Origin of the sequence: Microcoleus sp. FACHB-SPT15, from assembly GCF_014849525.1 — a bacterium.
In the GTDB taxonomy this organism is placed as follows: Bacteria; Cyanobacteriota; Cyanobacteriia; order Cyanobacteriales; family Coleofasciculaceae; genus Symplocastrum; species Symplocastrum torsivum.
On sequence record NZ_JACJNU010000006.1, the window covers coordinates 1 to 22807 of the forward strand.

Annotated in this window: 27 protein-coding genes; 7 read left to right on the top strand and 20 right to left on the bottom strand. The window is 45.8% G+C overall.

What is annotated here, in order from left to right:
* Window positions 1–271 precede the first annotated feature (271 nt).
* On the top strand, window positions 272–1309 hold the full coding sequence (locus H6F98_RS01220; RefSeq protein WP_242058262.1) for a sensor histidine kinase KdpD: 1038 nt from the start codon (window positions 272–274) through the stop codon (window positions 1307–1309).
* On the opposite strand, the gene H6F98_RS01225 is transcribed toward H6F98_RS01220, so the two are convergent.
* Window positions 1263–1733, bottom strand: coding sequence for a GNAT family N-acetyltransferase (locus H6F98_RS01225; RefSeq protein WP_192216857.1), 471 nt, complete (start codon window positions 1731–1733; stop codon window positions 1263–1265). The two genes, H6F98_RS01220 and H6F98_RS01225, sit on opposite strands and share 47 nt — an antisense overlap.
* A 382-nt stretch (window positions 1734–2115) precedes the next feature.
* Between H6F98_RS01225 and H6F98_RS01230 the strand changes: the two genes are divergently transcribed.
* Window positions 2116–2568 (top strand): DoxX family protein, encoded by a 453-nt coding sequence (locus H6F98_RS01230; RefSeq protein ID WP_192216858.1) that lies wholly within the window; start codon window positions 2116–2118, stop codon window positions 2566–2568.
* A 61-nt stretch (window positions 2569–2629) separates the two neighbouring features.
* On the opposite strand, the gene H6F98_RS01235 is transcribed toward H6F98_RS01230, so the two are convergent.
* The 13 genes from H6F98_RS01235 to H6F98_RS01295 all read right to left on the bottom strand — a co-directional run bounded on the left by H6F98_RS01235 (window position 2630) and on the right by H6F98_RS01295 (window position 14708).
* Window positions 2630–3049 carry a response regulator gene (locus H6F98_RS01235; RefSeq protein ID WP_192216859.1) on the bottom strand — a complete coding sequence of 140 codons (420 nt, stop codon included), beginning with the start codon at window positions 3047–3049 and terminating at the stop codon, window positions 2630–2632.
* Between the two features lie 15 nt (window positions 3050–3064).
* Entirely contained in the window at window positions 3065–3514 is a 450-nt protein-coding gene (locus H6F98_RS01240) for a response regulator (protein ID WP_192216860.1), read from the bottom strand.
* Window positions 3511–5439 carry a CHASE3 domain-containing protein gene (locus H6F98_RS01245; protein ID WP_192216861.1) on the bottom strand — a complete coding sequence of 643 codons (1929 nt, stop codon included), beginning with the start codon at window positions 5437–5439 and terminating at the stop codon, window positions 3511–3513. The genes H6F98_RS01240 and H6F98_RS01245 overlap by 4 nt, the downstream gene beginning before the upstream one ends.
* A gap of 146 nt (window positions 5440–5585) precedes the next feature.
* Window positions 5586–6068: a cupin domain-containing protein gene (locus H6F98_RS01250; RefSeq protein WP_192216862.1), complete on the bottom strand. Its 483-nt coding sequence runs from the start codon at window positions 6066–6068 to the stop codon at window positions 5586–5588.
* 254 nt (window positions 6069–6322) lie between these two features.
* Window positions 6323–7327, bottom strand: coding sequence for a porphobilinogen synthase (gene hemB / locus H6F98_RS01255; RefSeq protein WP_192216863.1), 1005 nt, complete (start codon window positions 7325–7327; stop codon window positions 6323–6325).
* A 384-nt stretch (window positions 7328–7711) separates the two neighbouring features.
* Window positions 7712–8011: a 50S ribosomal protein L27 gene (gene rpmA / locus H6F98_RS01260; RefSeq protein WP_192216864.1), complete on the bottom strand. Its 300-nt coding sequence runs from the start codon at window positions 8009–8011 to the stop codon at window positions 7712–7714.
* Between the two features lie 29 nt (window positions 8012–8040).
* Window positions 8041–8463, bottom strand: a complete 423-nt coding sequence (gene rplU / locus H6F98_RS01265) for a 50S ribosomal protein L21 (RefSeq protein WP_192216865.1) — start codon at window positions 8461–8463, stop codon at window positions 8041–8043.
* Window positions 8464–8643: 180 nt separating this feature from the next.
* Window positions 8644–9237, bottom strand: a complete 594-nt coding sequence (locus H6F98_RS01270; protein WP_192216866.1) for a MarC family protein — start codon at window positions 9235–9237, stop codon at window positions 8644–8646.
* A gap of 142 nt (window positions 9238–9379) precedes the next feature.
* Window positions 9380–9619: a hypothetical protein gene (locus H6F98_RS01275; RefSeq protein WP_192216867.1), complete on the bottom strand. Its 240-nt coding sequence runs from the start codon at window positions 9617–9619 to the stop codon at window positions 9380–9382.
* 696 nt (window positions 9620–10315) lie between these two features.
* Window positions 10316–11935 carry an Hsp70 family protein gene (locus H6F98_RS01280; protein ID WP_192216868.1) on the bottom strand — a complete coding sequence of 540 codons (1620 nt, stop codon included), beginning with the start codon at window positions 11933–11935 and terminating at the stop codon, window positions 10316–10318.
* A gap of 193 nt (window positions 11936–12128) precedes the next feature.
* Window positions 12129–12293, bottom strand: a complete 165-nt coding sequence (locus H6F98_RS01285) for a flavodoxin domain-containing protein (RefSeq protein WP_192216869.1) — start codon at window positions 12291–12293, stop codon at window positions 12129–12131.
* 140 nt (window positions 12294–12433) lie between these two features.
* Entirely contained in the window at window positions 12434–13417 is a 984-nt protein-coding gene (locus H6F98_RS01290; RefSeq protein WP_192216870.1) for an alcohol dehydrogenase catalytic domain-containing protein, read from the bottom strand.
* Window positions 13418–13646: 229 nt separating this feature from the next.
* A complete protein-coding gene (locus H6F98_RS01295; protein ID WP_192216871.1) occupies window positions 13647–14708 on the bottom strand; it encodes a S1C family serine protease in 1062 nt (353 codons plus the stop codon).
* A 117-nt stretch (window positions 14709–14825) separates the two neighbouring features.
* Between H6F98_RS01295 and H6F98_RS01300 the strand changes: the two genes are divergently transcribed.
* Window positions 14826–15206: a helix-turn-helix domain-containing protein gene (locus H6F98_RS01300; RefSeq protein ID WP_192217094.1), complete on the top strand. Its 381-nt coding sequence runs from the start codon at window positions 14826–14828 to the stop codon at window positions 15204–15206.
* Between the two features lie 52 nt (window positions 15207–15258).
* Window positions 15259–15909, top strand: coding sequence for a Uma2 family endonuclease (locus tag H6F98_RS01305; RefSeq protein WP_192216872.1), 651 nt, complete (start codon window positions 15259–15261; stop codon window positions 15907–15909).
* Between the two features lie 100 nt (window positions 15910–16009).
* Here H6F98_RS01305 and H6F98_RS01310 read toward each other — a convergent pair whose 3' ends face one another.
* The 3 genes from H6F98_RS01310 to H6F98_RS01320 form a co-directional block, all read right to left on the bottom strand.
* Complete coding sequence (locus tag H6F98_RS01310; RefSeq protein ID WP_192216873.1) at window positions 16010–16216, bottom strand: hypothetical protein; 207 nt, start codon at window positions 16214–16216, stop codon at window positions 16010–16012.
* 65 nt (window positions 16217–16281) lie between these two features.
* A complete protein-coding gene (locus H6F98_RS01315) occupies window positions 16282–16506 on the bottom strand; it encodes a hypothetical protein (RefSeq protein WP_192216874.1) in 225 nt (74 codons plus the stop codon).
* A gap of 156 nt (window positions 16507–16662) precedes the next feature.
* Window positions 16663–17277 carry a superoxide dismutase gene (locus tag H6F98_RS01320; RefSeq protein ID WP_192216875.1) on the bottom strand — a complete coding sequence of 205 codons (615 nt, stop codon included), beginning with the start codon at window positions 17275–17277 and terminating at the stop codon, window positions 16663–16665.
* A 314-nt stretch (window positions 17278–17591) separates the two neighbouring features.
* On the opposite strand from H6F98_RS01320, the gene H6F98_RS01325 reads away from it, so the two are divergent.
* From H6F98_RS01325 to H6F98_RS01335, 3 genes are all read left to right on the top strand, one after another.
* Window positions 17592–17837 carry a hypothetical protein gene (locus H6F98_RS01325; protein WP_192216876.1) on the top strand — a complete coding sequence of 82 codons (246 nt, stop codon included), beginning with the start codon at window positions 17592–17594 and terminating at the stop codon, window positions 17835–17837.
* Window positions 17838–18157: 320 nt separating this feature from the next.
* Window positions 18158–18991, top strand: a complete 834-nt coding sequence (locus H6F98_RS01330) for an SGNH/GDSL hydrolase family protein (protein WP_192216877.1) — start codon at window positions 18158–18160, stop codon at window positions 18989–18991.
* A 249-nt stretch (window positions 18992–19240) separates the two neighbouring features.
* The gene (locus tag H6F98_RS01335; protein WP_242058265.1) at window positions 19241–20020 is read left to right on the top strand and encodes a Crp/Fnr family transcriptional regulator; all 780 of its coding nucleotides are present in this window, start codon (window positions 19241–19243) and stop codon (window positions 20018–20020) included.
* 36 nt (window positions 20021–20056) lie between these two features.
* On the opposite strand, the gene hpsU is transcribed toward H6F98_RS01335, so the two are convergent.
* The 3 genes from hpsU to H6F98_RS01350 all read right to left on the bottom strand — a co-directional run bounded on the left by hpsU (window position 20057) and on the right by H6F98_RS01350 (window position 22724).
* Complete coding sequence (hpsU, locus tag H6F98_RS01340; RefSeq protein WP_192216878.1) at window positions 20057–20692, bottom strand: hormogonium polysaccharide biosynthesis acetyltransferase HpsU; 636 nt, start codon at window positions 20690–20692, stop codon at window positions 20057–20059.
* Window positions 20693–20739: 47 nt separating this feature from the next.
* Complete coding sequence (locus H6F98_RS01345) at window positions 20740–21669, bottom strand: glycosyltransferase family 2 protein (RefSeq protein WP_192216879.1); 930 nt, start codon at window positions 21667–21669, stop codon at window positions 20740–20742.
* Window positions 21670–21764: 95 nt separating this feature from the next.
* The gene (locus tag H6F98_RS01350) at window positions 21765–22724 is read right to left on the bottom strand and encodes a glycosyltransferase family 2 protein (RefSeq protein WP_192216880.1); all 960 of its coding nucleotides are present in this window, start codon (window positions 22722–22724) and stop codon (window positions 21765–21767) included.
* Between the last annotated feature and the right edge of the window lie 83 nt (window positions 22725–22807).

The following is a 22807-nucleotide window of genomic DNA, read 5'->3' on the forward strand; positions in this document are numbered from 1 at the left end:
AGGGGGCATGGCGGCAGGAGTTGTCTCTTTCATCGCTCAAACCTTAACGTAAAATATCTGCCCTGCCTGGATTATACCTTTATTGCTTGTTGATTTTCGTTTAAGTCCCGTTAGTAGCAACCCTCCGTATCTCCTAACTCCTCAACATCCCTTGTTCTCTATCCTTTAGCGTCTCATCCCCCTTTATTGCCTCTACAAGCTTGATGTGCAGCCAATTAGCCACCATAGGTGACCTTAAAAAAAAACGGCTATGCTTGAGAAGATTTAATTTTTGAGCAGCACAGCACAAATCTTAGATTTAATTTTGGTTAAAGGCATGGGCGAAATGGATTTGATCTATTTGGTAGTTGGCATTGGGTTGGGAGTTGTCGGGAGCCGTATTGCTCGTTCCAGTAAAGAGCCAGCGTCTCAAGTGTCTGTCCCCCAAGCAATCCCTCCAGAAATCCCCCAGCCTCTTGAGGAGGTTAAGGAAGAATCTTCGTCTCCTAACGACGAACTGCAACCGCTGAAAGAGCAATTGAAGCAAACCCAGTTGGCTTACCAAATGGCTCATGAAATGAGCCAGTTTAAATCAGGATTTTTAGCACGGACTTCTCACGAGTTGCGATCGCCTTTAAGCAGTATGATTGGCTTGCATCAGCTAATTTTGTCTGATCTATGCGATTCTCCAGAGGAAGAACGAGAATTTGTTGCTCAAGCTAATGCTTCGGCATTAAAACTGGTGAAACTGCTAGACGATGTGGTTAAGGTGTCGAAAACTGAACACGGCACAAACCAATTAGAAATTCGCTCCTTGTCGTTGACAAAGGTTTTTGAGGATGTCCATCGTCTAACCTATATGCAAGCAGCAAATCGCAATCTCCGACTGGAGGTAATTCCCCCTGACCCTGAAATCTACGTTTTAACAGACGCACAGCGTTTTCAGCAGGTGGTGATGGGTATTGTGGACTCCGCTATTGCTCAGATGGAAGAAGGCAGCATTCGAGTGTCTGCCGCTTGCTCCCCAGAGTCTAAAGAGGTTCAAATCTTATTTGATATCCAATGTCCAACTGAACTTTGGAGTGAGTCGATAGATTTACTGTCAACAACACCTGAGGTACAAAAGCAAGCTAGTAAAGTCACAAAAGGTTCACCAGGGCTAAATTTGTTGATCGCTCAGAGCCTTCTCGAAGTAATGCAGGGAAGACTGGAAGTGCTGTCAGCGTCCGGCGAAGAACCTAGTAGTGATTCTCCTAACCAGAAGATTACCGGAATTCAGTTTTCTATGCCCCTAGGGACTCTTGAGATTGTAGAGCAGGTGTCGGCATAGAGTTATGGATTGGCTGGTTATACAACACCATCGTGGTGCTGGAGTTACACTCAAAACCAATGCGTTCGTAAAAACTTTGTTGATGGGTGGTCATTAGGTAGACGCGCTCTACTCGGTTCATTCGAGGGTGGCTAAGTACAGTTTCTACCAACTTGCGCCCTAATCCTGCACCACGATAGTCAGGGTGGACGACGACATCCCAAATTGTTGCCCGATAAATACCGTCTGATGTGGCTCTTGAAAATCCAATCAGCCGCTCACCATCCCAAACAGTGATTACGGGTTCACTATTTGCGATCGCAATTTCCCAGTCTTCAATTTTTCGGTCTTTTGCCCAAAAGGCTCCCAGGCGGAACAGTTCCTGAAGTTGGTGGTAATCGATTCGAGACTTGCGATCGCAAAATTGAATGCTGCGGCAATCCATTGACCAAAATTCCTTCTGAATTTTTTTTTCAAGATTGACCTGATTAGTGATGCCAGCTCATCAGTATTTAGGCTGAAGAGTTGCCTGAATTGCTTGATTCAGATCAACCACAAATGACTATGGTAACGATTTCTTACAACTTTACAACATTAGAACCATTTTTTGTTAAGGGTTCCTGACATTAGCTCACTCTTATGTCACGGTGCGGCAATTATGGTTTGGATTGGGAAAGAACTAAGCTAACTAAGGGTGCTAACTTTGGCATCGTCTGCTGCCTATACAAAACGACTCAGCAGCAAATCTTGTGAAGAACTAGCCGTAGATAGACGTAGACCCCAACTAGGGGTTGATAGGGTGTGGAAGAGTTCTTCTGATACACGTTATGACCTCAAACCACAGTACATCCCTTCGCCTCAAGGAAATTTGGCGAGTCATTCTTTCGGTAGCCCTCATTGTTGTGGGAATTACACACTTTGTCAAACCGGAAGAATACGCAAAGATTGTCCCGCCCCAATTTGGAGATAAGTTTGCGATGGTTTACATCAGCGGCTTCTTTGAGATTTTGGGTGCTGTTGGTTTACTGATTCCGTTCGTAAGTGTTGCGGCTGCCTGGGGGCTGATTGCACTTTTTATTGCCGTATTTCCAGCAAACATCTACCAAGCGATTCATAGCATTCCAATTGAAGGCATCCCCCATCATCCTTTGCTCTATTGGTTCAGGCTTCCGTTTCAAGCTGTTTTCATTGCTTGGGCATGGTGGTATACCAGAAAGCCAGAGGAACAACCTGGAGCGTCTAGCGTTGCATCTCAAGTAGAGTCATCCTTTAATCGTTAGAGAACGAGTCTAGAGAGTTGTCCTTTACAAATTGACCGATGTTGTAATTGGTGGAAATTCTTTATCCATCGTACAAATTAAGCGCTTGCAACACTTCAGCCAACGAGTTAACTTCTGCTGGCTTAAGTAGGTAGAAGTCTAGCCCTAATTCATAAGCACGAGGTAAATTGCGATTACCCTGTGCTGTTAAAGCAATGACTGGTAATTCTTTGAATAGTGGTTGTTGGCGTATCCACTTGAGCAGATCTAAACCGGACATTCCCGGTAGCCTCAGATCCAGGGAGATCAAGGCAGGTAAGGGGTATTGAGTGCGATCGCTATAAGGTTCCTTTCCCTCAAGATAGCGAATTGCCTCCTCTCCAGTTTCGACAACCTGAAGGACAAACCCTGCCTTCAGTTGCCGAAAAGCTCGTTCCAAGGAAAAAAGGTCAGATCGCTCATCTTCAACTACTAAAACTGTCTTTTGCTGTACTCCTGTCATCTCTACGATTCCCTGTCACTCCTGTCCGAGTGAACGGTTGAAAGAGAGCCAGTAGAGTTCAACGACTCGTACCATCTCTAGTAGAGCATTAGGAGCAGGCGGCTTAGTCAAGTAAGAATTGGCTCCTAGTGCGTAGGCACGCTCAATATCAACCTTTTGATCAGAAGAGGTTAGAACCACGACTGGTAGATATTTGAGATTAGACTCATTCCTCAGCCAGCTAAGAACTTCAAAGCCAGAGCGTCGCGGGAGTTTGAGATCGAGCAACATTAAACTTGGTAGTGGATAGCGATCGCGATCTTGATAGGGTTCTTGTCCACTTAGGTAATAAATTGCTTTTTCTCCATCGGTGACGACTTCCAGAGAACTAGCTAAGGCTGTTTTGCGGAATGCTCGTTGAATTCTAAATACATCTCCCGGATCGTCCTCCACCAGCAAAATCGTAGAACTGTATAAATTGTTCATCTAACGGCTTGTAACTCTACCCAAAATCGACTTCCTTGAGTGGGAACTGACACGACACCAGCCTGTCCACCCAAACGCTCCGCACCTTTGCGTACAATTGCCAAACCAATTCCTGTACCTGGATAAGTCTCTCTACCATGCAGCCGCTCGAAGACACCAAAGATTTGCTCTTGGTATTTTGGTTCAATACCGATACCGTTGTCTTCAACCCACAGACGCACCCAGTTATCCTGCTCTTGTGCCCAAACTTTAATTTGCGGTTGGACTCCTGGAGCAACAAATTTAACAGCATTCGATAGTAGGTTAGCAACCATTTGCACTAGGGTAGGACGATGTCCCATTGCATCGGGTAAGTCTTCTGCAACGATGATTTCGGCTTTGCGATCGCGTAACTCTGACTCTAGTTGTGCCTGAGCTTCTGCCACAACTTGGCTTAACCGAACAGGTGTAAGTTTAATCTCTTCCCGACTGAGGCGACTGTACGCTAGCAGATCTTGAACAAGATTGTTCATGCGATCGGTGCCATCAAAAACCTGCTGAATATAGCTGTGGGCAGTTTCGTCTAGCTCGTCACCATAATCTTCTAGTAAGGCTTGAGCGAACCCTTGAATCCCTCGTAAGGGGGCACGCAGATCGTGAGCAACCGTGTAAGAGAAGGCTTCTAATTGCTCGTTTGCTTCTTGTAGTTCGATAGTACGCTTTGAAACTCGCTGCTCTAGCTCCGTAGCATAATCCTGAAGTTGCTTACGTAACCTAGATTGCTGAATGGCGATCGCTAATTGACTGGTCACTTCATGGGCAGTTTCCTGAGCCTTAGGATTGAAAGCATCAGCCTGAGTCGCTAGCAAATTAAGGCTACCAATCAAGTTATCCTCAACCATAATCGGCACAACAAGAAAGCTGTGATAGTTCTCAGTTAATAACCTTTCTAGCGCAGGCGGACGCTCAATGAGGGCTGCAATGTCTTTGATGTAACAAATAGGCTTACACTGATCGAGCAGGTCTAAGGGAATTTGCTTTGTAATTGGTACTACTGCTCCAGCCGTATCTTCAGTAACTTGCCCTGCTAAGATTTTGCCTTCATTGGTCTCAAAGTTAAATAGAATCACTGCACCCTGTTCAAAAGCAAAAATGTCTTTCAACTTCAAAAGCATCTCATGAGCGAGTGATTCAATCGGTTGGACTGCCAAAATGGCTTGGTCAATCTCATGCAAAGCGGCAAGGCGTTGAGCTGAGTACTGGGCAACTTCAGTCTGTTCCTGAGCATTGCTCAGGGCTTGCTCATAGCTCTGAGATACAGAGTAGATTTGACGCCAGATAAAATAGGCAAGAATAATTCCGAGTAAAGCCGCCAGAGCAACACTACTGCCGATGACAACTTGAGTAGTCTGTCGAACTCTTTGACTTCGAGCATCCCGTAGCCGCTCTTCAGTTTGAATGAACTCGCTCATTTCACGGCGGATTACATTCATCAACTGATTACGAGTTTTTATGATCGCTGTTGGTGGTACCTCACCGTTCTGTTTGGGGGCAATCAGTGAAGGCGTAGATTTGCTCCACTCTTGATATTGCAACCTCATCTGAACTAGGCGTTGAACTTGAGGAGGATTGTCTGAAACTAGAGTAATTAATGCTTGAAAAGAAGGTTCGACAAGTACCTGGGCTTGTTGATAGGGAGCCAAAAATTCCGAGTCATCAGTTAGCCGGTATCCACGAATACCGGATTCTACCTCAGTAACCAGCCTTTGCACTCGATTCGCTTGAGCAATTACCTGATCTGTATGCTCAACCCATTCCATCGCAAGCAAGAGCCGACTGATTTGCCAAATGGATACACCCGCCAAGAGTAGCATCAGTAATAAGGGCAGGGTGATAACGCTGATTAATCGACGCTTAAATAAAATTTGGGGAGCAGTGAATACCATATTGCTATGCTACTCATTCCCTTTCGTAAATTGAACTGTACAAACGATAAGAGATAGTCAAACAATATTGCAACAGATAGCGGTTGTCTGTCCCCACCGAGATGTGAAGCAAGCTAAGGTGCAGACATCGTTGGTTGAGTAAGAAGTTAGGTGTCTAATGCTCCAAACGGTTTAGCATCTTCTAGGTCAAAGATTTCAATAGCATCCTCACGGCGAAACATACGTTTTCCAAGGCGCGGGAAATCGGCAATTTCCATATCGAGGTTTTCTCCTCCCGACAAGTAAACTAAATCCTCTTCGCTTGCATTCCTCAGATGATGAGCTACCGAAGGAGTCGGGAACGCCATGAAGTCTCCTGCACCAACTTCAAATTCTTCGCCGTCAATTTCTGCAATTCCACAACCCGATAGGATGTAAATCCATTCTTCCTCGCGATAGTGGGAATGATAGACAAACGATTCCTTTCCTGGAGGGACTTTGACAAAGTTGACTCCGGTGCGCTTTAGTCCGAGCAAACGCCCCATTTGTGTCCCTGAGATTTCGGATTTCGGATTCCAGGGGTGCGAGAACGTTTGCTTACTGTCCTCAATTTGTTGATGCCGCAAAAGGAAAGATTTCTTGTCTGCCATGTTTGTAACTCTCCAGTGGTTCGCTGAATACCTGACGGCTCAATGCAACCGCCACTAATGAATTCTCAATCGTAATCAATTGACGACGCGACGCTACATAATAAAATTCTCTCAAACCTATGTACGGGGAAAGGGGAAAGGAACCTGTCATCCCTTTCCCCTTTTCTTTAGCTTTTGCAAGCAGTCTAATCTGTAGCTGCTTAGAACAAGAATCAGTAATGATTTTTTACTCGATACTAAGCAGTACTATACTTCTACGCTTTCAGCCAACGGGCGGCATCTTTGGCGTGATAGGTGAGAATCAAGTCAGCACCAGCACGCTTGAAGCCCAGTAATGTCTCCATTACAACACGCTCTTCGTCAATCCAGCCGTTGAGGGCTGCGGCTTTCACCATTGCATACTCACCAGAGACGTTGTAGGCGGCAACGGGTAGATTAGTTGCTTCCTTAACGCGGCAGATAACATCCATGTATGCCAAGGCGGGTTTAACCATCAGCATGTCAGCCCCTTCAGCAATATCAAGTTCAATTTCCTTAATCGCTTCACGCACGTTGGCAGGGTCCATTTGATAGGTGCGGCGATCGCCAAATTGAGGTGCAGAATCGGCAGCATCTCGGAAGGGGCCATAGTAGGCAGAGGCATACTTGGCGGCATAAGAAAGAATGGGTGTATCCTCAAACCCAGCCGCATCCAATCCTTCCCGAATCGCTTGCACAAAACCATCCATCATGCCCGATGGTGCAATAATATCTGCACCTGCCTTAACTTGAGAGACGGCTGTTTTTTTCAGTAATTCTAGCGTTGGGTCATTGAGGACGCGACCTGTTAAATCACCAACTTCCAAATAACCGCAGTGACCATGACTTGTATATTCACACAAACAGGTATCGGCGATGACCACCAACTCCGGGACGGCTTCTTTCACTGCCGTAGCGGCTTTCTGGACAATGCCGCAATCATGCCATGCGCCTGTCGCGTCTACATCTTTATCTTCAGGAATGCCAAAGAGAATTATTGAAGGGATGCCGAGGTCGTAGACTTGCTTGGCTTCTTCAACAATTTTATCTACCGATAATTGGTAGACTCCTGGCATTGATTTGACTTCTTGAGCAAACCCTTTGCCTGGTACAGCAAACAAAGGGTAGATTAAATCATTGGTCGTCAGAACATTCTCGCGCACCATCTGGCGCAGTGGAGTAGTCCTGCGGAGGCGGCGAGGACGGTGAGTTAGCTGAGTGCGATTTGAGACGGGAGGCATTGATCGGTTGGGAGAGACACAGGGAGCATATATTTCGCCTTCTTTAATTTCTATGCTTCTCATATCGAACTCAGACTGGTTTGGGAGCATGGCTAATGTTAAAAAACTAATTTACTTGTAAACGGGAAACAAAAAGACTATCTCCACTATGGAGGCGTGTTAACAGTTTAAAGCCTAGTTTTCTCCCCATACTCTCAGAATAGGTAACGTTCTGTTAAATATGATTGGGATTGGGGATTAGTGACTGGGGTTGGGAAGGAGAAAATTTCATCCTTATCGTTGTGCCCTAGCCTAAGCGCGGAGGATTCCCTTAATAAAAAGAAAGCACCCTATATGGGTGCTTCTAGAGTTACCAGCAAACGGTTTGATGCTGATTTAAGAGAGTTAAGCCTCAGTAGCAACGAGTTCGGGTTCAGCGATTACTTCCGCTTCTCTAGCGTAAACACTTACCTTCTTACGGGTTTTTCCTTTTCTCTCGAACGTGACAATGCCATCGATTAGGGCAAAGAGAGTGTAGTCACTGCCAACACCCACGTTGTTGCCGGGATGAAATTTAGTACCACGCTGACGGACTAGGATATTACCAGCTCTTACGACCTGACCGCCGAAGCGCTTGACGCCTAGGCGTTGGGCATTAGAGTCACGACCGTTGCGAGTACTACCAGTTCCTTTCTTATGAGCCATAGTGTCCTCTTGACGTATCTTTATATTTACTATTCTGAAGCAGCTTCGGCTGTTTCTTCAGTTTTAGGCGCTTCGGTCGTTTCGTAGGCGGTTGGTGTCTCGTCCTGTTGTGCAGCCGTAGAAGCCAAAATAGAACCATTCATGCTGATGGAGTTAATCATCAGACGAGTAATTTCCTGGCGGTGTCCACGCTTCTTACGAGTCTTTTTCTTCGGCTTCATCTTGTAGACGATGACTTTGCGACCGCGAAAGTGGCGCATCACCGTACCCTCGACTGTTGCCCCTTCAACGAAGGGTTGACCAATTGTTACTTCACCGTCGTGCTGAACGAACAAAACACTTTCGAGTGTAATGCTCTCCTCGGCTTCGACTGGCAGCAGCTCAATGTCATAAAAGCGACCGGGTTCGACTCGCACTTGCTTACCACCCGTTTCTATAATTGCGTAGCTCATTGGGATTGTCCTATAAATTGCCGTACAGGTAGCTGGTTAACGTCTCAAATACAAGTTATTGAGCAACTTTGCCAGCGTTTGCTATGTCTCCACCTGATCCGAGCAGGTAATAGCGCACAATCTACTATTATCTTAGATTTAGTAAAAATATGTCAATCTATTTTGCTTACATTATGGGCATCAGCTAAGAAATAGCTCACGAATCCCAGCACTACCAATTTCCACCGCCAATGCCGCTAAGAGAAAACCTAGAAGCTTAGTAACAATGACCGCGCCTTCTGGTCCAAGCCAAGGATCGATGCGACCTGCCTGACGCACAATTACCCAGGTCACAAACATCGCCGATACAATACCAACCACCACACTGATATGAGCATTAGGAGCTTCAGACATCAATAGCATGACCGTAGTCAGTGTTCCAGGACCGGCTAGCAGTGGTAAGGCGAGTGGGGTTATCGCCACATCACGTCCTTGCTCAACAACTGGCGTATCAAGTTCTCCCTCTAGCATCCGTAAGGCAATGATGAGCAAAAGCAGTCCTCCAGCTATTCGCAAAGATCCCATGCTGATGTCCAAGTACTGCAAAACCCATTTACCCGCAAACGCAAATCCTAGTAGTACCAGAGTCGCCACAATAGTAGCTCGATCCACGACACTGTTCCTTTGTTCCGGCTCCATGCCTTTAGTCAGAACCAACAAAATCGGTATATTACCCAAAGCATCTGCTAGGACAAAGACAGCCACAAAGGTCTTGATAAAGATAGAGGTATCCACAGCTAGCGTTTAGAAGAGAAGGATTCATTAAAGGCTACCTTCAATGCCATCCAGTTTCCCACATTCCGTAGGTTGATCTACTCTATTCCTCAGTTGGTCAGAAGTGGTGATTTAAGACTACTAACGCGGCTTCACTTTTTGCTTAAGAAGCGATCGCTACTTCATCCTTAAAACTCCCGCAGGGAATTCGCCTAGACTTGAGCAATTCACGGGACTCTTGCCTAACTCGACCTTCCATCGCCTCGTGCTGCAATATAATAAACGCTCTAAAATCTTCCCAATCATATTTTGTTAATAAAAGCTGACGCAGTTGGTCTTCTGCCTCCACTGTTAGGTAACCAGTCATCAAAGCTTGTTGAACAATTTCACGGATTAAATGCATCGGACATTTCCCCTCTTGCTTGCTAGATAAAGGTAATTCAAGATCTCTGAGCAAACGCAATCTACAGTTTTCTGAGCCACCTTTCTCGTGTACTGGCAACTTTTTGATTGGCTTTAGCTGGTTCTTGTTTGTTCAGTAAATTCATGAACCCCTGCACCGACACCTCCTATCCTTCAATAAATGTCAGCGGCTTTGTTAACGGTTATCAGCTAAGCCATTCATCTTGCTAAGTTGAACTGACAAGAGATGACCTGAAGATTGCTTTTTCTGCCAGAGCGCACTGATGCCAAAGCACTTTTGTTATTAGTAAGGACGCACCTACTTAAGCTTTGTTTCACACTTCCGGATTCACAAAGAAGTTGCCTGTAGTTGTTACATTTATTTGTATTACAGGCTGACAAAATCGTCACACTACTATGGATACATGTGAAGTTTACAGAATCATTGACGACAACAGTCTCTTCCCAAAGTAGGATTAAGATTTTGACAAAACATGGTTTTAACCTATTCATAAGGCTTGTTCTGGTGCCGTACAAGCGTCATACAAACGTTATACAGATAGGTAAAGCAAGCTTTACAAAGGGTTTGGGCAAATAACCTTGATTGGACATTGCAATATCATCCTTTTAGGTAAAAGGTCAAGACCTAGCTTTCGGAGCTTAAAAGCCCTAATAACTTTAACTATCGACCAGACTGCTAGCTAAGTTGGGCAACGATCTGATTTTGTAACAGGGTTTGGTTGGTCAACAGGTCTTCAACCGTAATACGCAGGGAGCGTTGGGCATCAACCGAAAACTGGATTTTAATGCGATCGCGTCCTGGATTCCCAGGAGGGGTAAGTTGAGCAATGTTTCTTGCGCCGTCACGGTCGTTGAGGGGTTGCACAGCAGTTTGACCACTGCCTAACTGACGAGTAATTAAGCGATCGCCATCAAAGTACACTTCAGTAGCACCCGTTTGCGCCCCCAACTCTCCGACAATGAGTTCAATGCTCGGTTGGTTATCTACGGATGCCCCTAAAACGAGTTCCACGGGTTCACTCATTGGGTAAGCTTGTCCGGCTTTGATGATTGAATGCCAGTTGTGACAATTGTTACGCCTATCCCAGTAGCGGATGCCGTAACTGTGGTAGAGAAAGTCCTGGATTTCGATACCTTGACTAAGCTGAAGTGCGCCTTGTGCGATCGCTTCAAACGGCTTTTCGCTCCGAATTTTGCTAGCGTCGAAGTATTGCTTGACCCAATTTTGAACGGCTGGAATTTGTGCCGTGCCACCGACTAATAAGACAGCATCAATATCTGACACTTCTATCCCGGAACGTCGCCCTTGTTGCAACAGTTGTGCCATCCTATCGTCCAAAAGCTCAAAAAACTGATGTTCTTTGAGGATGGCTTCAAAACCATCTTGGTCAAGTTTCAGCTCATAACTCTCAAACGTTTCATCATTGAAATAAACTTCTGTTGCCGATCGCTTCGCGGAGAGTTGAATCTTCAAGCGTTCTGCAAGCCGGGTTGTAAGAGGCGATCGCGTTAACCCTTGAGTCTCAACAAAATAATCCACCAGCCAGTTATCAATATCCGACCCTCCCAAATTTTGCCCAGCTTTTGCCAATACACGAGCAATCCTGGTTTTTTGGCGATCGCTTTCACCCAGCAACTTCTCACCCCACTTCAAGATAAAACCCAATGGCTTTTTACCCGCTTGAGCCTCCTGATTTAATTGCACTAAAGATAAATCCAAAGTGCCACCGCCAAAATCAACAACCAGTAAGGTGTCACCCTCGGCAACCCCATATCCTAATGCCGCCGCTGTTGGTTCATCCAATATCCGCACTTGCTCGACTGGCAAAGCTTGGCAAACTCCACTCAACCAATGGCGGTAGGCTTCAAAGCTATCGACAGGCACAGTCAGAATTAGGGATTCGATTACGGTTTCGGGTGACGGTTCCAGTTGTTCAATAATTTGTGTGAGGAACCATTGCCCAACTTGTTCAAAGCTGATAATTTTTCCATCCAGTTCTGGTAAAAATCCCTGAATCTCTGCACCAATCCCACGTTTGAAGCTGCGGAAGAAGCGGGGATTTTTAGTGAGGTCAAGACCTTTATCACGTACTGCCTGCCCGACAATCACCTTCCCCTGACTTGCCTGTTCTACATAGAGCAAACTAGGAACTAAAGGCGGATTCTGACTCAGTTGTAGTGATAAACCTGGCAAGCTTAAGGTTTCAGGCTGTCCTGTTGCTGAATTCCAACGAGTGATTACTGTGTTGCTTGTGCCAAAATCAATTGCGTAGGACGCAGTCTTTGTCGTAGACATCGCCATTTACTTAACGTTCTTTTTCATCCAAATTCAGTTTCCCAGTAATTCGGGTGATTTGGCGAACTACACAAGATACTACACTAGCAAATCAGTTGTTGTTACTGGCTTTGTGCCAATTGAAGTGCTATCTCGCAATACAGAAGCATTTGACAGAGGAGATAAATTTGCTGATTACAAAACTCTAGAAACTCTAAATGACAGCATCACTGGCGATTACATCATCTTGAGTAACATCCTCAGCAAACTTTACATCAACTTCAGTGCCGGGAACTGATGTCACACCAGAAGCTACCGCCTCTGCCATCTTCTTGGTATTACCGTAATCGCTTGCGTAAACAATTAAAACTTTCGTCATCTTTTACCTCACACTTGTTGAAATTGATAGCTCAGGATTTACGGATTTCAACACGCTGTACGGGCTTAGTATTGTTAAGTCTATACGGCAGAATTAGGCTTTCACCGATTAACTGCGTAACTCCTGAGCTGTTTCGTACATCACATTGCAATCACTGCCCGGAATCGTGCCTCACCCTTCAAAACTCTCTCATAGGCACGGCTAATATCGTTCAACGAATAGGTTTCAGCAATTACTTTTACCTTTCCTTTGGCAACATAGTCTAGAGCCTCGTAAAGATATTCGCTACCATTTTGCGTTGAGCCGATGATGCGAGTGCGATTCATTATTGCTTCAGACGTTACTTGCAACGGTTCATCTGAGACTCCCATTAAAACCATACGTCCATCGGGTCGCAAACCTCCTAGTGCTGCACTTGCAGCTTTATAGGAATTGCCAGTTGCCAAGATGACATCGGCTCCTCCTATCGCCTTTAACCCCTCTCCGTCTGCTACCACTTCGTCTGCACCGAGGTCACGCACCAGTTTCTCTTTATCCTTAGAGTGGGTGATAGCAATTGTCTCAAACCCAGCCGCCTTGGAGTATTGCACTCCTAAGTAGCCTAGTCCACCCACTCCTAAGATGGCAATTCGCTCGTGCGGTTTTGGATCGGCGAAGCGCAAACCGCTCCAAACGGTGTAGCCAGCACAAAAGATTGGAGCTGCCTGTTCATACGACACATTGTCAGGTAGCAGCATTGTTGTGTCGGCGTAGGCAAGCATGTATTCTGCATGACTTCCTTGTGTCTGAACACCTGTACCAATCTGCTGGGCACAGAACATCCGTTTGCCACGCAGACACCACTCACAGCGACCACAGGAGGCTTGTACCCAAGGAACACCAACGCGATCGCCTACTTGTCGCGATGTTACTCCTTCCCCAATTGCGACGATCTCACCAACGGGTTCATGACCGAGGATGCGGGGAAATTCAGTAGGAATCTCGCCTTTGGTGATGTGAACATCTGTATAGCAAAGTCCACTGGCATGAATCTTGAGCAAGACTTGGTTTGCCCCAGGTTCGGGTGTCGGTACCTCTTTGACTTCCCATTGTCCATTCAAGGCGGGAACAACAGCAGCTTTCATCCGTTTATTTCCTTTCTATGAGTGTGTGCGATCGCAGACTTCAAGAGCTAGTAACTTAGCCATGCCAGCGAAAAAACGTCCAGCTTGATGGTCAATAGTTTTTCTACCTCAACTCTGAACGAATCTTATTTTGGGTACTAGACATTAATATCTGGTTAATCAAGCCTTTAATCAGTAGGGGTTCGCCTGGGTTTAGGACTTATCCCCAGGCGAACTGTACCTGTAGGCATTACTCGATTGCTGTAGCCTTGGATTCTTCAGGAACGATATCGAGAACCAGTTGTTCAGAACGCCGGAGGATAGCTAAACGTGATCGCACTCCGACTTGTTCGTGTGTCAGGACTTTATGCAAGTCATCAATGTTGGCAATTGGTTGCTCATCAAACCCGATGATCACATCGCGTTCCAGCAATCCAGCTTTTTGGGCAGGACTGTTTTCCTCAATCGAGATAACCAAAATCCCACTCTCAACTAGCAAATTATGGAAGTTAATCACCCGACGTGGAAGGGGAACCGTTTGTCCGCCTACACCGATGTAACTCCGCCGAATTTTGCCATCTTTCATCAGTGGGCCAACAACAAACTTCGCAGTATTAACGGGAATTGCAAGGCAGATACCTTGAGCGCGGAGAATGATTGCAGTATTGACACCAATCACTTCTCCACGAGAGGAAACCAATGGCCCACCAGAGTTACCTGGGTTCAACGCGGCATCAGTCTGGATGATGTTGTCAATCAACCGACCAGAGTTTGAGCGGAATGAACGACCAACAGCGCTAATCACACCTGCGGTTACGGTACATTGAAACCCGTAGGGATTGCCGATCGCGATCGCAACTTGACCCGCTTTTAGCGACTGAGAGTCCCCTAACTTCGCGGCAACCAAGTTCGGTGCATTGATTCTAATCACCGCTAAATCTGTATCCGGGTCATCTCCTACAAGTTCCGCCTGATACCGACGACCATCAGAAAGCGTTACCTCCATTTTGGTCGCGTCATGCACAACATGGCTATTAGTCAGGATGTAACCATCGGGTGTGAAGATAAATCCCGAACCATTACCGCGCATTTCTTCAGGCATACGCTGATAATTTGACCGTCTACCTCTAACCCGTCCAACAACGTCAATATTGACGACAGAGGGGCTTACCTTCTCTACTGCATTTGTGACTGCCCGTGAATAAGCATCGAGAAGTTGTTCATCTGCTGTTGGGACAGGCTCGATAATTTGCCGATTCTCACTTGCAAAGCTATCGTTTGCATTTGCTACCAGTCGTAAAGCTCGTCCCATGACCGTTGCTCCTGTCTTTGTTGTAGCAAGAAGGCGATGATTGCACTCCTTATATGTATGATGGCGAGAGTACAGAGGTTTCAGCAACTAGGCACCAAAAAGTGCCGTACATACCTAATGGTGCGTGACTCTCCCGAACCTGAAGTTTTCAATGCTGAGTGTCCCAGCCAACGGGTACTCGAAACAATTGCCGACAAATGGAGCGTGATTGTAATTTATGCACTTTCAACAACAGAAACGAGCCGCTACAGTGAACTTCAACGTCTAATTAGTGGAGTCTCGCAAAAGATGTTGACGCAAACGCTGCGTAAGTTAGAGCGTGATGGATTAGTGGAACGTCAAGTTTACCCAGTTGTGCCACCAAAGGTTGAGTATTCTTTGACACCGTTGGGTAAAACGTTGACTGAACTTTTGAAGGCAATGTGCAAATGGGCGGAAAGCCATTTTGATGAGGTTGAGGCGGCGCGTCTTCGTTATGACGAGAAAAGCGATCGCTAGCACCCCGTCATAACAAGTACCCTAAAATGTACTAAATGTGCTTTATCAAGCGATGAGCAACTTACAGCTCCAGTTTCCCACCGATACCTGGGTAAAAGCGACTTGGGATGAATATCTGCAAGCCATTGAAGACCCACGATTAGAAAAAGCTAAGTGCTACTATCACAACGGACAACTCCGAATTGAAATGCCTCCCATTGGTCACGATCACGCCTGCGATCACACAATAATTATGCTGGCTGTTAGTCTATTTTGTATTCTCAAGGGTATTGATTTCAAAGGGATGGATAACTGCACCTACCGGAAAAAAGAGGTTGGTGAAGCTCAACCCGATGCCTCTTACTATTTCGGAGAAGATGCTGATGCAATCACTTATGGCACCTCAATTATCGACTTAGATCGCTACCCGCTGCCTGATTTGATGATCGAAGTTGCTAATACCTCACTTTCTGATGACAAAGGTGAAAAACGGATTTTGTATGAGGCGTTAGGTGTTTCTGAATACTGGATTCTTGATGTGAAAAATGTTCAGGTTATTGCATTTGCTGTAGAGAATGGAGGTAGCAAGCGAATTAGTGAATCTCAAGTTTTGCCGGGGCTGACAATTTCTCTACTCAATCAAGCTTTCCGACGCACTCGCCAAATGAATCAACGTTTAGTTGGAGCTTGGTTAATGGAGCAGTTTCAGAAGGCGAATGAATAATTCATCGTCATTAACCATTTCGGCACAAAGCGATCGCAATAAACCTAAAATGGCATAGGCTGTCTTTGAATTGAGCTTGGCAAATGGACAACTCCGAAACTTAAAAAACTTCGTCTTCAATACTATGCCACCACTCTCCAAGTTTCATTAAGTCTTCATGAATATCAGCGAGTTCATGAGCGTAGGCATCAGGTGAAAGAGTTGCTCGACGCTCTTGTAGTTTCTTCAATCGTAGTTGCACTAGCAGCCAAGGTTTAGAAATACTATCTGTTGCTTCGAGGTATTGTGCTAAATCTCTACTATCCATATCCACAAATGTAAAGCTCTTTGGTATTTGAGCAACTAAAATTCTCTTGTTAATCAAAAGACTGTTTATTCGCTTTGCCAGTCTGGTAATGCCGTCGGTATCGCATCTTGATATCCAGCCTCATTCAGGGCGTGTTTGGCTAAATCTAGATCAAAGATACCTTGAGAGTCATTCATCCGAAGGTACTCAACAGCTTTAACTAAATGGGCGATCGCATCTAGGGATGCTTCTAGTCTTGCTTCTAGTTCTTGGACTTTAGTAATGAGATCTTGTTGCGTTTGTTCGCTCATACGCTTTGTTCTCTCAAGAATTTTAGCAATTATTGAAGTTGAGGACGGTTTCTGTAGGCAGTGACAAAAAAGGGCGACGATACTTCAACCGTGCGCCCACAAGTTTTATCAAGATAATAGTAGTTCTCGCCTACTAGGATGTTTGCCTGGGATTACTTAGCTATTCGCCATCTGGAACCGCTCATTAACGGCATCCCAGTTAACGACATTCCACCACTGCTTCAGGTACTCAGGGCGCTTGTTTTGGTACTTGAGGTAGTAAGCGTGTTCCCAAACATCATTGCCCATTATTGGAAATTTACCATCACTCAGGGGGCTATCCTGATTTGGTGTACTGGCGATTTCCAGCTTGCCATCACTGGTGCGAACCAGCCAAGCCCAGCCACTGCCAAATTGATTAGCGCCAGCATCGTTGAACCGTGTCTTGAAGCTTTCAAAGTCTCCAAACGTGTCAGAAATCGCAGAAGCGATCGCACCTGTTGGCTCACCACCAGCATTTGGGCCCATCAGTGTCCAGAACATGGTGTGATTGACATGACCGCCACCATTGTTGCGTACTGCGGTCTTGATGTCTGACGGCAGACTATTGAGATCAAGTATCAACTCTTCTGGACTTTTGCTTTGCAGCTCAGGATACTTCTCTAGGGCGGCATTCAACTTGCTGACGTAAGCTTGGTGGTGCAGATCGTGATGAATCTGCATCGTCTGTGCGTCGATGTATGGCTCTAGAGCGTCGAAGCTATACGGTAATGGCGGTAGTTCGTGTGCCATAAATAAGTCCTTTGTTACGACTTGCGAGTAGCAAACTGGTATAGAGGCTCTGGCACTCCAGATGTCTGCTCTTACCAGCCCACCATTCACAAATCTTAAGTCTATATGGGAAGTGCGAATATAGGCAAATATACGCAAATTTCCCAAACTGTAATCTTAAAGCTACGAATTTTGGCTTCTAGCCAACGCATATAGTCTCTCTAAATCACTGTTGCTTAGGGATGCAGCCTTTTTCCCGGAATAGATCCTTATGTTGATAGACGTATGCAGAAAAAAGAAGGGGTAGGCTGAGAGCGATGAAGAGGAGGCAGACGATGGAGCGAGAGGTTAAGGATACTGACGGGATTACTTGGACATGTGTTCAGGCATATACAGGTCTTTCTGATGGAATACAAGACCAGAATGCCGCTCAGGTAAAGGGCACAGATGATACATACTGGGTTGTCTGCACTCCTTCGGGCGGAGCGAAGTCGGTGCGGCTCAAACTACAGGGTGAATGGGAAACATCCTATTCCGACGAGGCATTGCTTGGTAAGATCGCAGCACAGCAGCAGGATTAAAACTCTTGAGTAGCAACGGATAGCCTCGTTAATTGACCGAGGCTTAAACCTTTTATTCATAAATTTAACTGCGTCAGTCCGAAATCTGTCGTTGGTAACCTCTCCTGTTGAGTGCGGTTTCGCCCCACATCTAACAACCCTGAGTTCGCTATCGTGAAAGGGTATCGAGGGAAGCCCCAATAGTGGCAACAGCTAATCTCCCTGTGTTCTCTTCCTTAATTGGGGAGGAGGGCTTTTGATTGCGTGATTGAGGTTTGGTAAGTCCCTCTTGAAACGGTGAAAAGAATTTTTTTGCGATCGCTCTTATAGTTCTGGCTTTTATGACATCACTCGTATTTTCAGCTCAACAACCTGAACCGATCAATGAACTTTATGTGTTTGGGGACAGTCTTTCGGATGTCGGTACGGTGTTCCGAGCCACAGGGGGAATGTATCCGCCTAATCCAACCTACTTTCAAGGGCGTTACTCGAATGGTCGGGTTTGGGTTGAGTATCTTGCCGATAAGCTGCACCTCTCCTCTAGGCAAACCAACAATTTTGCTTGCGGAGGAGCAACCACGGGAAGCGGAGGCAATAGTCTTGTCCCAGGCTTGTTGACTCAGGTTCAATCGTTTACACAGACGCATCCACAGACCAATCCCCATGCACTATATGTACTGTGGGCAGGAGCAAACGACTATTTGCAGGGGGTCAGCAGTGCCACTGTCCCCGTTGAAAATGTAACAGAAGCGATCGCCTCTCTCGTTGGTGTGGGTGCTAAAAAGATTCTGGTGGCAAATTTGCCAGATTTGGGGCAGTTACCCTCTACACGAACCAGTGCTAATTCTGCAAATCTCAGCACCTTAACACAATCCCATAATCAGGGCTTGCGACGAGCGTTGAAGCGATTGAATCAACAGGATTCTGACTTCCAGATTGCCAGTTTGGATGCCAACGCGCTTTATCGAGAAGCTATCACTAATCCAGCAGCGTTTGGCTTTACGAATGTCATCAGTTCCTGTCTATCTGGTCGCGCTTGTAGTAATCCAGACCAGTTTTTGTTCTGGGATGGCATTCATCCGACAACCGCAGCTCACCGCATCTTAGGAGAGGCTGCGTTTTCAGCGGTTCAAGATGGAGGAATGGTCGATTCCCGTCCAGTGCTGCTGAAGTAAACGGCTCTTTTACGACGAGGAGGGGTCTGAATATCCTTGGAGAAGACTGTATAAAAACCCTCTGCCTTTTCAAGGTAAACCAAGGTTTTTTAACCCGCGTAGGCGGGTTTTGTTTATGTAGCTGCGGTTTCAACCGCCAAGCTGACCTCAAATTGATACGAATGGTATTGCTCTTGCCCCTAGAGATTATCGAAGTGCATAGACTTAAGAGCTTCATTGCCGCCTCAATTATCTAATTGAGAAACAACTATGTATGTAAGAACGGCGTACATTACAGTACTATCATGGCGGCAGACAAAGGAGGTATTTGATGTGATGCCCACTCATCAAGAGGCACATCCTCACTCGCTAAATCGGTTGCTTGCCAACTTACCGAGTCAGGAGCTAACAGCATTGCTTCCTCATCTGGAGCAGGTATCACTCTCACATGGGCAGCCCATCATATTGCCTTATGAGCCTATCCCGTTTGTCTATTTCCCCCTCAACTCATTGCTTTCTTTGGTGACGGTGTTGGAGGACGGCTCAACGGTAGAAGCTCGCGCTATCGGGCGTGAAGGGATGTCAAGTTTGCCAATTCTTTTGGATGCAGGCACGACACCGATGCAAACAGTTACGCAAATCCCCGGTCAAGCCCTGCGTGTCAAAGCGGAGATAATCAAAGAAGCGTTTGACAAAGGTGGAGCATTGCGTCATATTATCCACCGATACATACATACAACCCTTGTTGTCGCTTCACAAACTGCTGCCTGTAATCGTTTTCATCGTGTAGAAGCAAGGCTCTGCCGTTGGTTGTTAATGAGTAGTGACGGTATCGGGAAGGAAGACCTTTTCCTGACGCATGACTTCCTAGCCACAATGCTCGGTGTAAGGCGTGCCGGAGTTAGTGAAGCAGCTAGTCAACTCCAGAGCCAAGGTTTAATTCGTTACCAGCGTGGACGCATCCAGATTGTTGACAGGAAGGGATTGGAAACATCTGCCTGTGAATGTTACGAGGCAGTCAAGGCAGAATATGTTCGCTTATTTGGCTAAAGCTTTTAGTCAGCCATCAATTACCGAGCCTTTACTTCAACTCTTGCGTATTTCCCGTTGATAACGAGGGCGTGCTGGTGTACCCCAACAGACTTGCTGTGCGGGGATATTGCTAAAAACACTGCTACGCGCACCAACGACAGCATTAGCACCAATCTGGACTCCTGGAGCAATGAAGCAATCTGTAGCAATCCAGACACCGTTGCCAATGGTAATTGGAGAGGTTATCAGAGTAAAGGCTGGGTCTTGAATATCATGGCTACCCGTGCAGAGGTAGGATTTTTGAGAAATAACGCAATGACAGCCAATGTGTATCGGCTCAAGGCTGTACAAAACAACATCATCTCCAATCCAACTGTAGTCACCAATTTCTACTTTCCAAGGATAGGTGAAACGAGCAGTGGGTCGAATAACAACACCTGTACCAATTTTTGCCCCAAATAGCCGCAAGAGCAATTGGCGAAAGCGATTGAAGGTATGGGGACTCAAGGGAAATGCGATCGCTTGTACTAACCACCAGAGTAGGACAACCCAGCCAGGGCGACCTCGGTCATACCCAGCTTGGTTATATTGACGTAAATCAACTAGGGGGGCAGTAGTAGTGACGGGGAGGTGGGGGAGTGGCGAGATAGGGAGGTGGGGAGGGGGGGAAGGAGAATTACTACTCGTCATAGTTACTAGGGTGGACGGCTAGGGGAATCAGGCGCAATTCAATACTCTCAGTGAGTTTCTGAGACAACTGGCGAGGGTGGTGTGGCGGTAACATTTAGCTGTCCGCCAAACTGCCGTAACTCATAAAGTTTCACACCAATTTGATACTCATACTGACTCAGTAAACGTCCATAAATATAACCAGCTTTTCCATCTAGAAAGCCCAGTCGGATGAAGTAAAACAAAATAAATCGTAGTGTGGGTTTAAAGGGTAGCCGCACCCAGAGGGTTTTGAGAAAACGCTTCCGCTGCACAGCGTCTCCAAAAAGATTTGCGCCAATTGTACCGGAGTCGTCTTTGCCATTTAGCAAATTGAGATAAACGCGAGCTTCCCAATTCGAGTAACGATTATGCCGCTCTAGCCAGTGATAGAGGTCACGAAAATCTATATGCAGCATATCATTTTTTAAGTAGCCAACTTTGCCGTCCAAGATAACGTGTTCGTGAACTTCATTATCACCTGTATTGCGAATCTCCTCTGTATTAAGGTTCTCGTAGCGACCTTTTTTATGCTTAAACAAACGTAGATTCCAGTCGGGATATTTCCCACCGTAACGAATCCATTTACCCAAAAAGAATACCTTGCGATTGAGGTAGTAGCCCTCATAGTCTGACGTTTGAATTGCAAGAGCAATTTCATCCCAAAGTTCTGGGGTAATCCGCTCATCACAGTCAACAATGAGTACCCACTCATTACGGAAGGGTAAATTATCTAGGCTCCAATTTTTCTTTTTCGGCCAACGCCCATTGAAATGAAATTGCACCACATTAGCATCATAGTTTTTAGCAATTTCGACAGAGCGATCGCTACTTTGAGAATCGACGACAAATACTTCATCAGCTCTATTTAGACTCTCTAAACAAGCCGGAAGATTAGTTTCTTCGTTTTTGGCAGGAATCAGAACGGAGACCGGAATTTTGTTTGTGGTAAATGCCATACCTAAAAGTCTGCTACTTGAATTTGTTTGCCAAAATATCTGGAGATTTCTTCATCGTAACAGTCAATAATTCTTAACAAGTATTATTTAAATAATTATTTCCCTGTAGTAGAATTACTCAGTGGCAAATCCGATTTTGGTCTTTTTAGAAAGCCTTTAACCGCTGCACTTAAATAACCCATTTGACCGTAAGCGTACACTAAGTTATCAAAGCGCAATGCCGGGTCACGGAAGTGTTTAACTGATTTGTATAGTCCTCGCGCCATTCGTTCACCGCCTCGCAATAGCTGACGGGAACCAGCACGACCAGAGAGTTGTTCACGATAGCATTCGCTAATGCCTTGCCACCAACCTCGATTTAAAAACCAGATTCGCTCAAGTCGCTCTAGAGCAACATTATGAGCGACTAGTGCATCTGGCAAATAGGCAACCTGCCACCCTCCCTGAAGGGCTAATTCGGTCATATGCAATTCTTCATTGGATAACAAATTTGTACCGATACGACCCAACTTGGTATTGAAACCACCGACTTGTTCGAGAAAGCTTCGTCGAAGTGAATAGTTTACCCCTCGTGGAGTCAAATTAGGATTATTGATATAAACAATTTCTTCACCCAAATCATACGCTCCTAAATTTCCGGCTAATTCGGCTGATAACCACTTAGGAGGTATGAAACCATCCGGCCATAGAAGGGTAACCTTCCCACCCGCGATCGCGAGTTTTTTGTTACTTTGATAGGCGTGATAAATTCCCTTCAACCAAAGGGGGCTAGCAACGGCATCATCATCAAGATAAGCAAGAATTGGAGAACGGGCTTCTTTCGCACCTGTATTGCGAGCAACGGATAGACCAAGAATCGGTTCATAAACATAATTGAGTCGTGGGTTGGACAGTCGTTCGCCAACAATTTCACGAGTGCGATCGCTCGACGCATTATCTACTACAATCACTTCATAACTGTAAAAATCCTGCTGGAGCAAGCTATCAATAGCAGCGCTCAAATATTCCTCACGATTGTAGGTGCAGATGATCGCAGAAATTTGAGGGTCTGACATATAAAAAGATTGGGAGGATTTACTGGCAGGTTCTCAAGAAGCGTCTGATAGGGGGAATTGGGAATTGGGAATTGGTGATTGGG

Bases quoted from the DNA above. Each gene is read 5' to 3' on its own strand.
- H6F98_RS01225 (WP_192216857.1), bottom strand. From the start codon at position 1,733: ATGGATTGCCGCAGCATTCAATTTTGCGATCGCAAGTCTCGAATCGAT.
- H6F98_RS01230 (WP_192216858.1), top strand. From the start codon at position 2,116: ATGACCTCAAACCACAGTACATCCCTTCGCCTCAAGGAAATTTGGCGA.
- H6F98_RS01235 (WP_192216859.1), bottom strand. From the start codon at position 3,049: ATGACAGGAGTACAGCAAAAGACAGTTTTAGTAGTTGAAGATGAGCGA.
- H6F98_RS01240 (WP_192216860.1), bottom strand. From the start codon at position 3,514: ATGAACAATTTATACAGTTCTACGATTTTGCTGGTGGAGGACGATCCG.
- H6F98_RS01245 (WP_192216861.1), bottom strand. From the start codon at position 5,439: ATGGTATTCACTGCTCCCCAAATTTTATTTAAGCGTCGATTAATCAGC.
- H6F98_RS01250 (WP_192216862.1), bottom strand. From the start codon at position 6,068: ATGGCAGACAAGAAATCTTTCCTTTTGCGGCATCAACAAATTGAGGAC.
- hemB (WP_192216863.1), bottom strand. From the start codon at position 7,327: ATGCCTCCCGTCTCAAATCGCACTCAGCTAACTCACCGTCCTCGCCGC.
- rpmA (WP_192216864.1), bottom strand. From the start codon at position 8,011: ATGGCTCATAAGAAAGGAACTGGTAGTACTCGCAACGGTCGTGACTCT.
- rplU (WP_192216865.1), bottom strand. From the start codon at position 8,463: ATGAGCTACGCAATTATAGAAACGGGTGGTAAGCAAGTGCGAGTCGAA.
- H6F98_RS01275 (WP_192216867.1), bottom strand. From the start codon at position 9,619: ATGCATTTAATCCGTGAAATTGTTCAACAAGCTTTGATGACTGGTTAC.
- H6F98_RS01280 (WP_192216868.1), bottom strand. From the start codon at position 11,935: ATGTCTACGACAAAGACTGCGTCCTACGCAATTGATTTTGGCACAAGC.
- H6F98_RS01285 (WP_192216869.1), bottom strand. From the start codon at position 12,293: ATGACGAAAGTTTTAATTGTTTACGCAAGCGATTACGGTAATACCAAG.
- H6F98_RS01290 (WP_192216870.1), bottom strand. From the start codon at position 13,417: ATGAAAGCTGCTGTTGTTCCCGCCTTGAATGGACAATGGGAAGTCAAA.
- H6F98_RS01295 (WP_192216871.1), bottom strand. From the start codon at position 14,708: ATGGGACGAGCTTTACGACTGGTAGCAAATGCAAACGATAGCTTTGCA.
- H6F98_RS01300 (WP_192217094.1), top strand. From the start codon at position 14,826: ATGGTGCGTGACTCTCCCGAACCTGAAGTTTTCAATGCTGAGTGTCCC.
- H6F98_RS01305 (WP_192216872.1), top strand. From the start codon at position 15,259: ATGAGCAACTTACAGCTCCAGTTTCCCACCGATACCTGGGTAAAAGCG.
- H6F98_RS01310 (WP_192216873.1), bottom strand. From the start codon at position 16,216: ATGGATAGTAGAGATTTAGCACAATACCTCGAAGCAACAGATAGTATT.
- H6F98_RS01315 (WP_192216874.1), bottom strand. From the start codon at position 16,506: ATGAGCGAACAAACGCAACAAGATCTCATTACTAAAGTCCAAGAACTA.
- H6F98_RS01320 (WP_192216875.1), bottom strand. From the start codon at position 17,277: ATGGCACACGAACTACCGCCATTACCGTATAGCTTCGACGCTCTAGAG.
- H6F98_RS01325 (WP_192216876.1), top strand. From the start codon at position 17,592: ATGGAGCGAGAGGTTAAGGATACTGACGGGATTACTTGGACATGTGTT.
- H6F98_RS01330 (WP_192216877.1), top strand. From the start codon at position 18,158: ATGACATCACTCGTATTTTCAGCTCAACAACCTGAACCGATCAATGAA.
- H6F98_RS01335 (WP_242058265.1), top strand. From the start codon at position 19,241: ATGTATGTAAGAACGGCGTACATTACAGTACTATCATGGCGGCAGACA.
- hpsU (WP_192216878.1), bottom strand. From the start codon at position 20,692: ATGACGAGTAGTAATTCTCCTTCCCCCCCTCCCCACCTCCCTATCTCG.
- H6F98_RS01345 (WP_192216879.1), bottom strand. From the start codon at position 21,669: ATGGCATTTACCACAAACAAAATTCCGGTCTCCGTTCTGATTCCTGCC.
- H6F98_RS01350 (WP_192216880.1), bottom strand. From the start codon at position 22,724: ATGTCAGACCCTCAAATTTCTGCGATCATCTGCACCTACAATCGTGAG.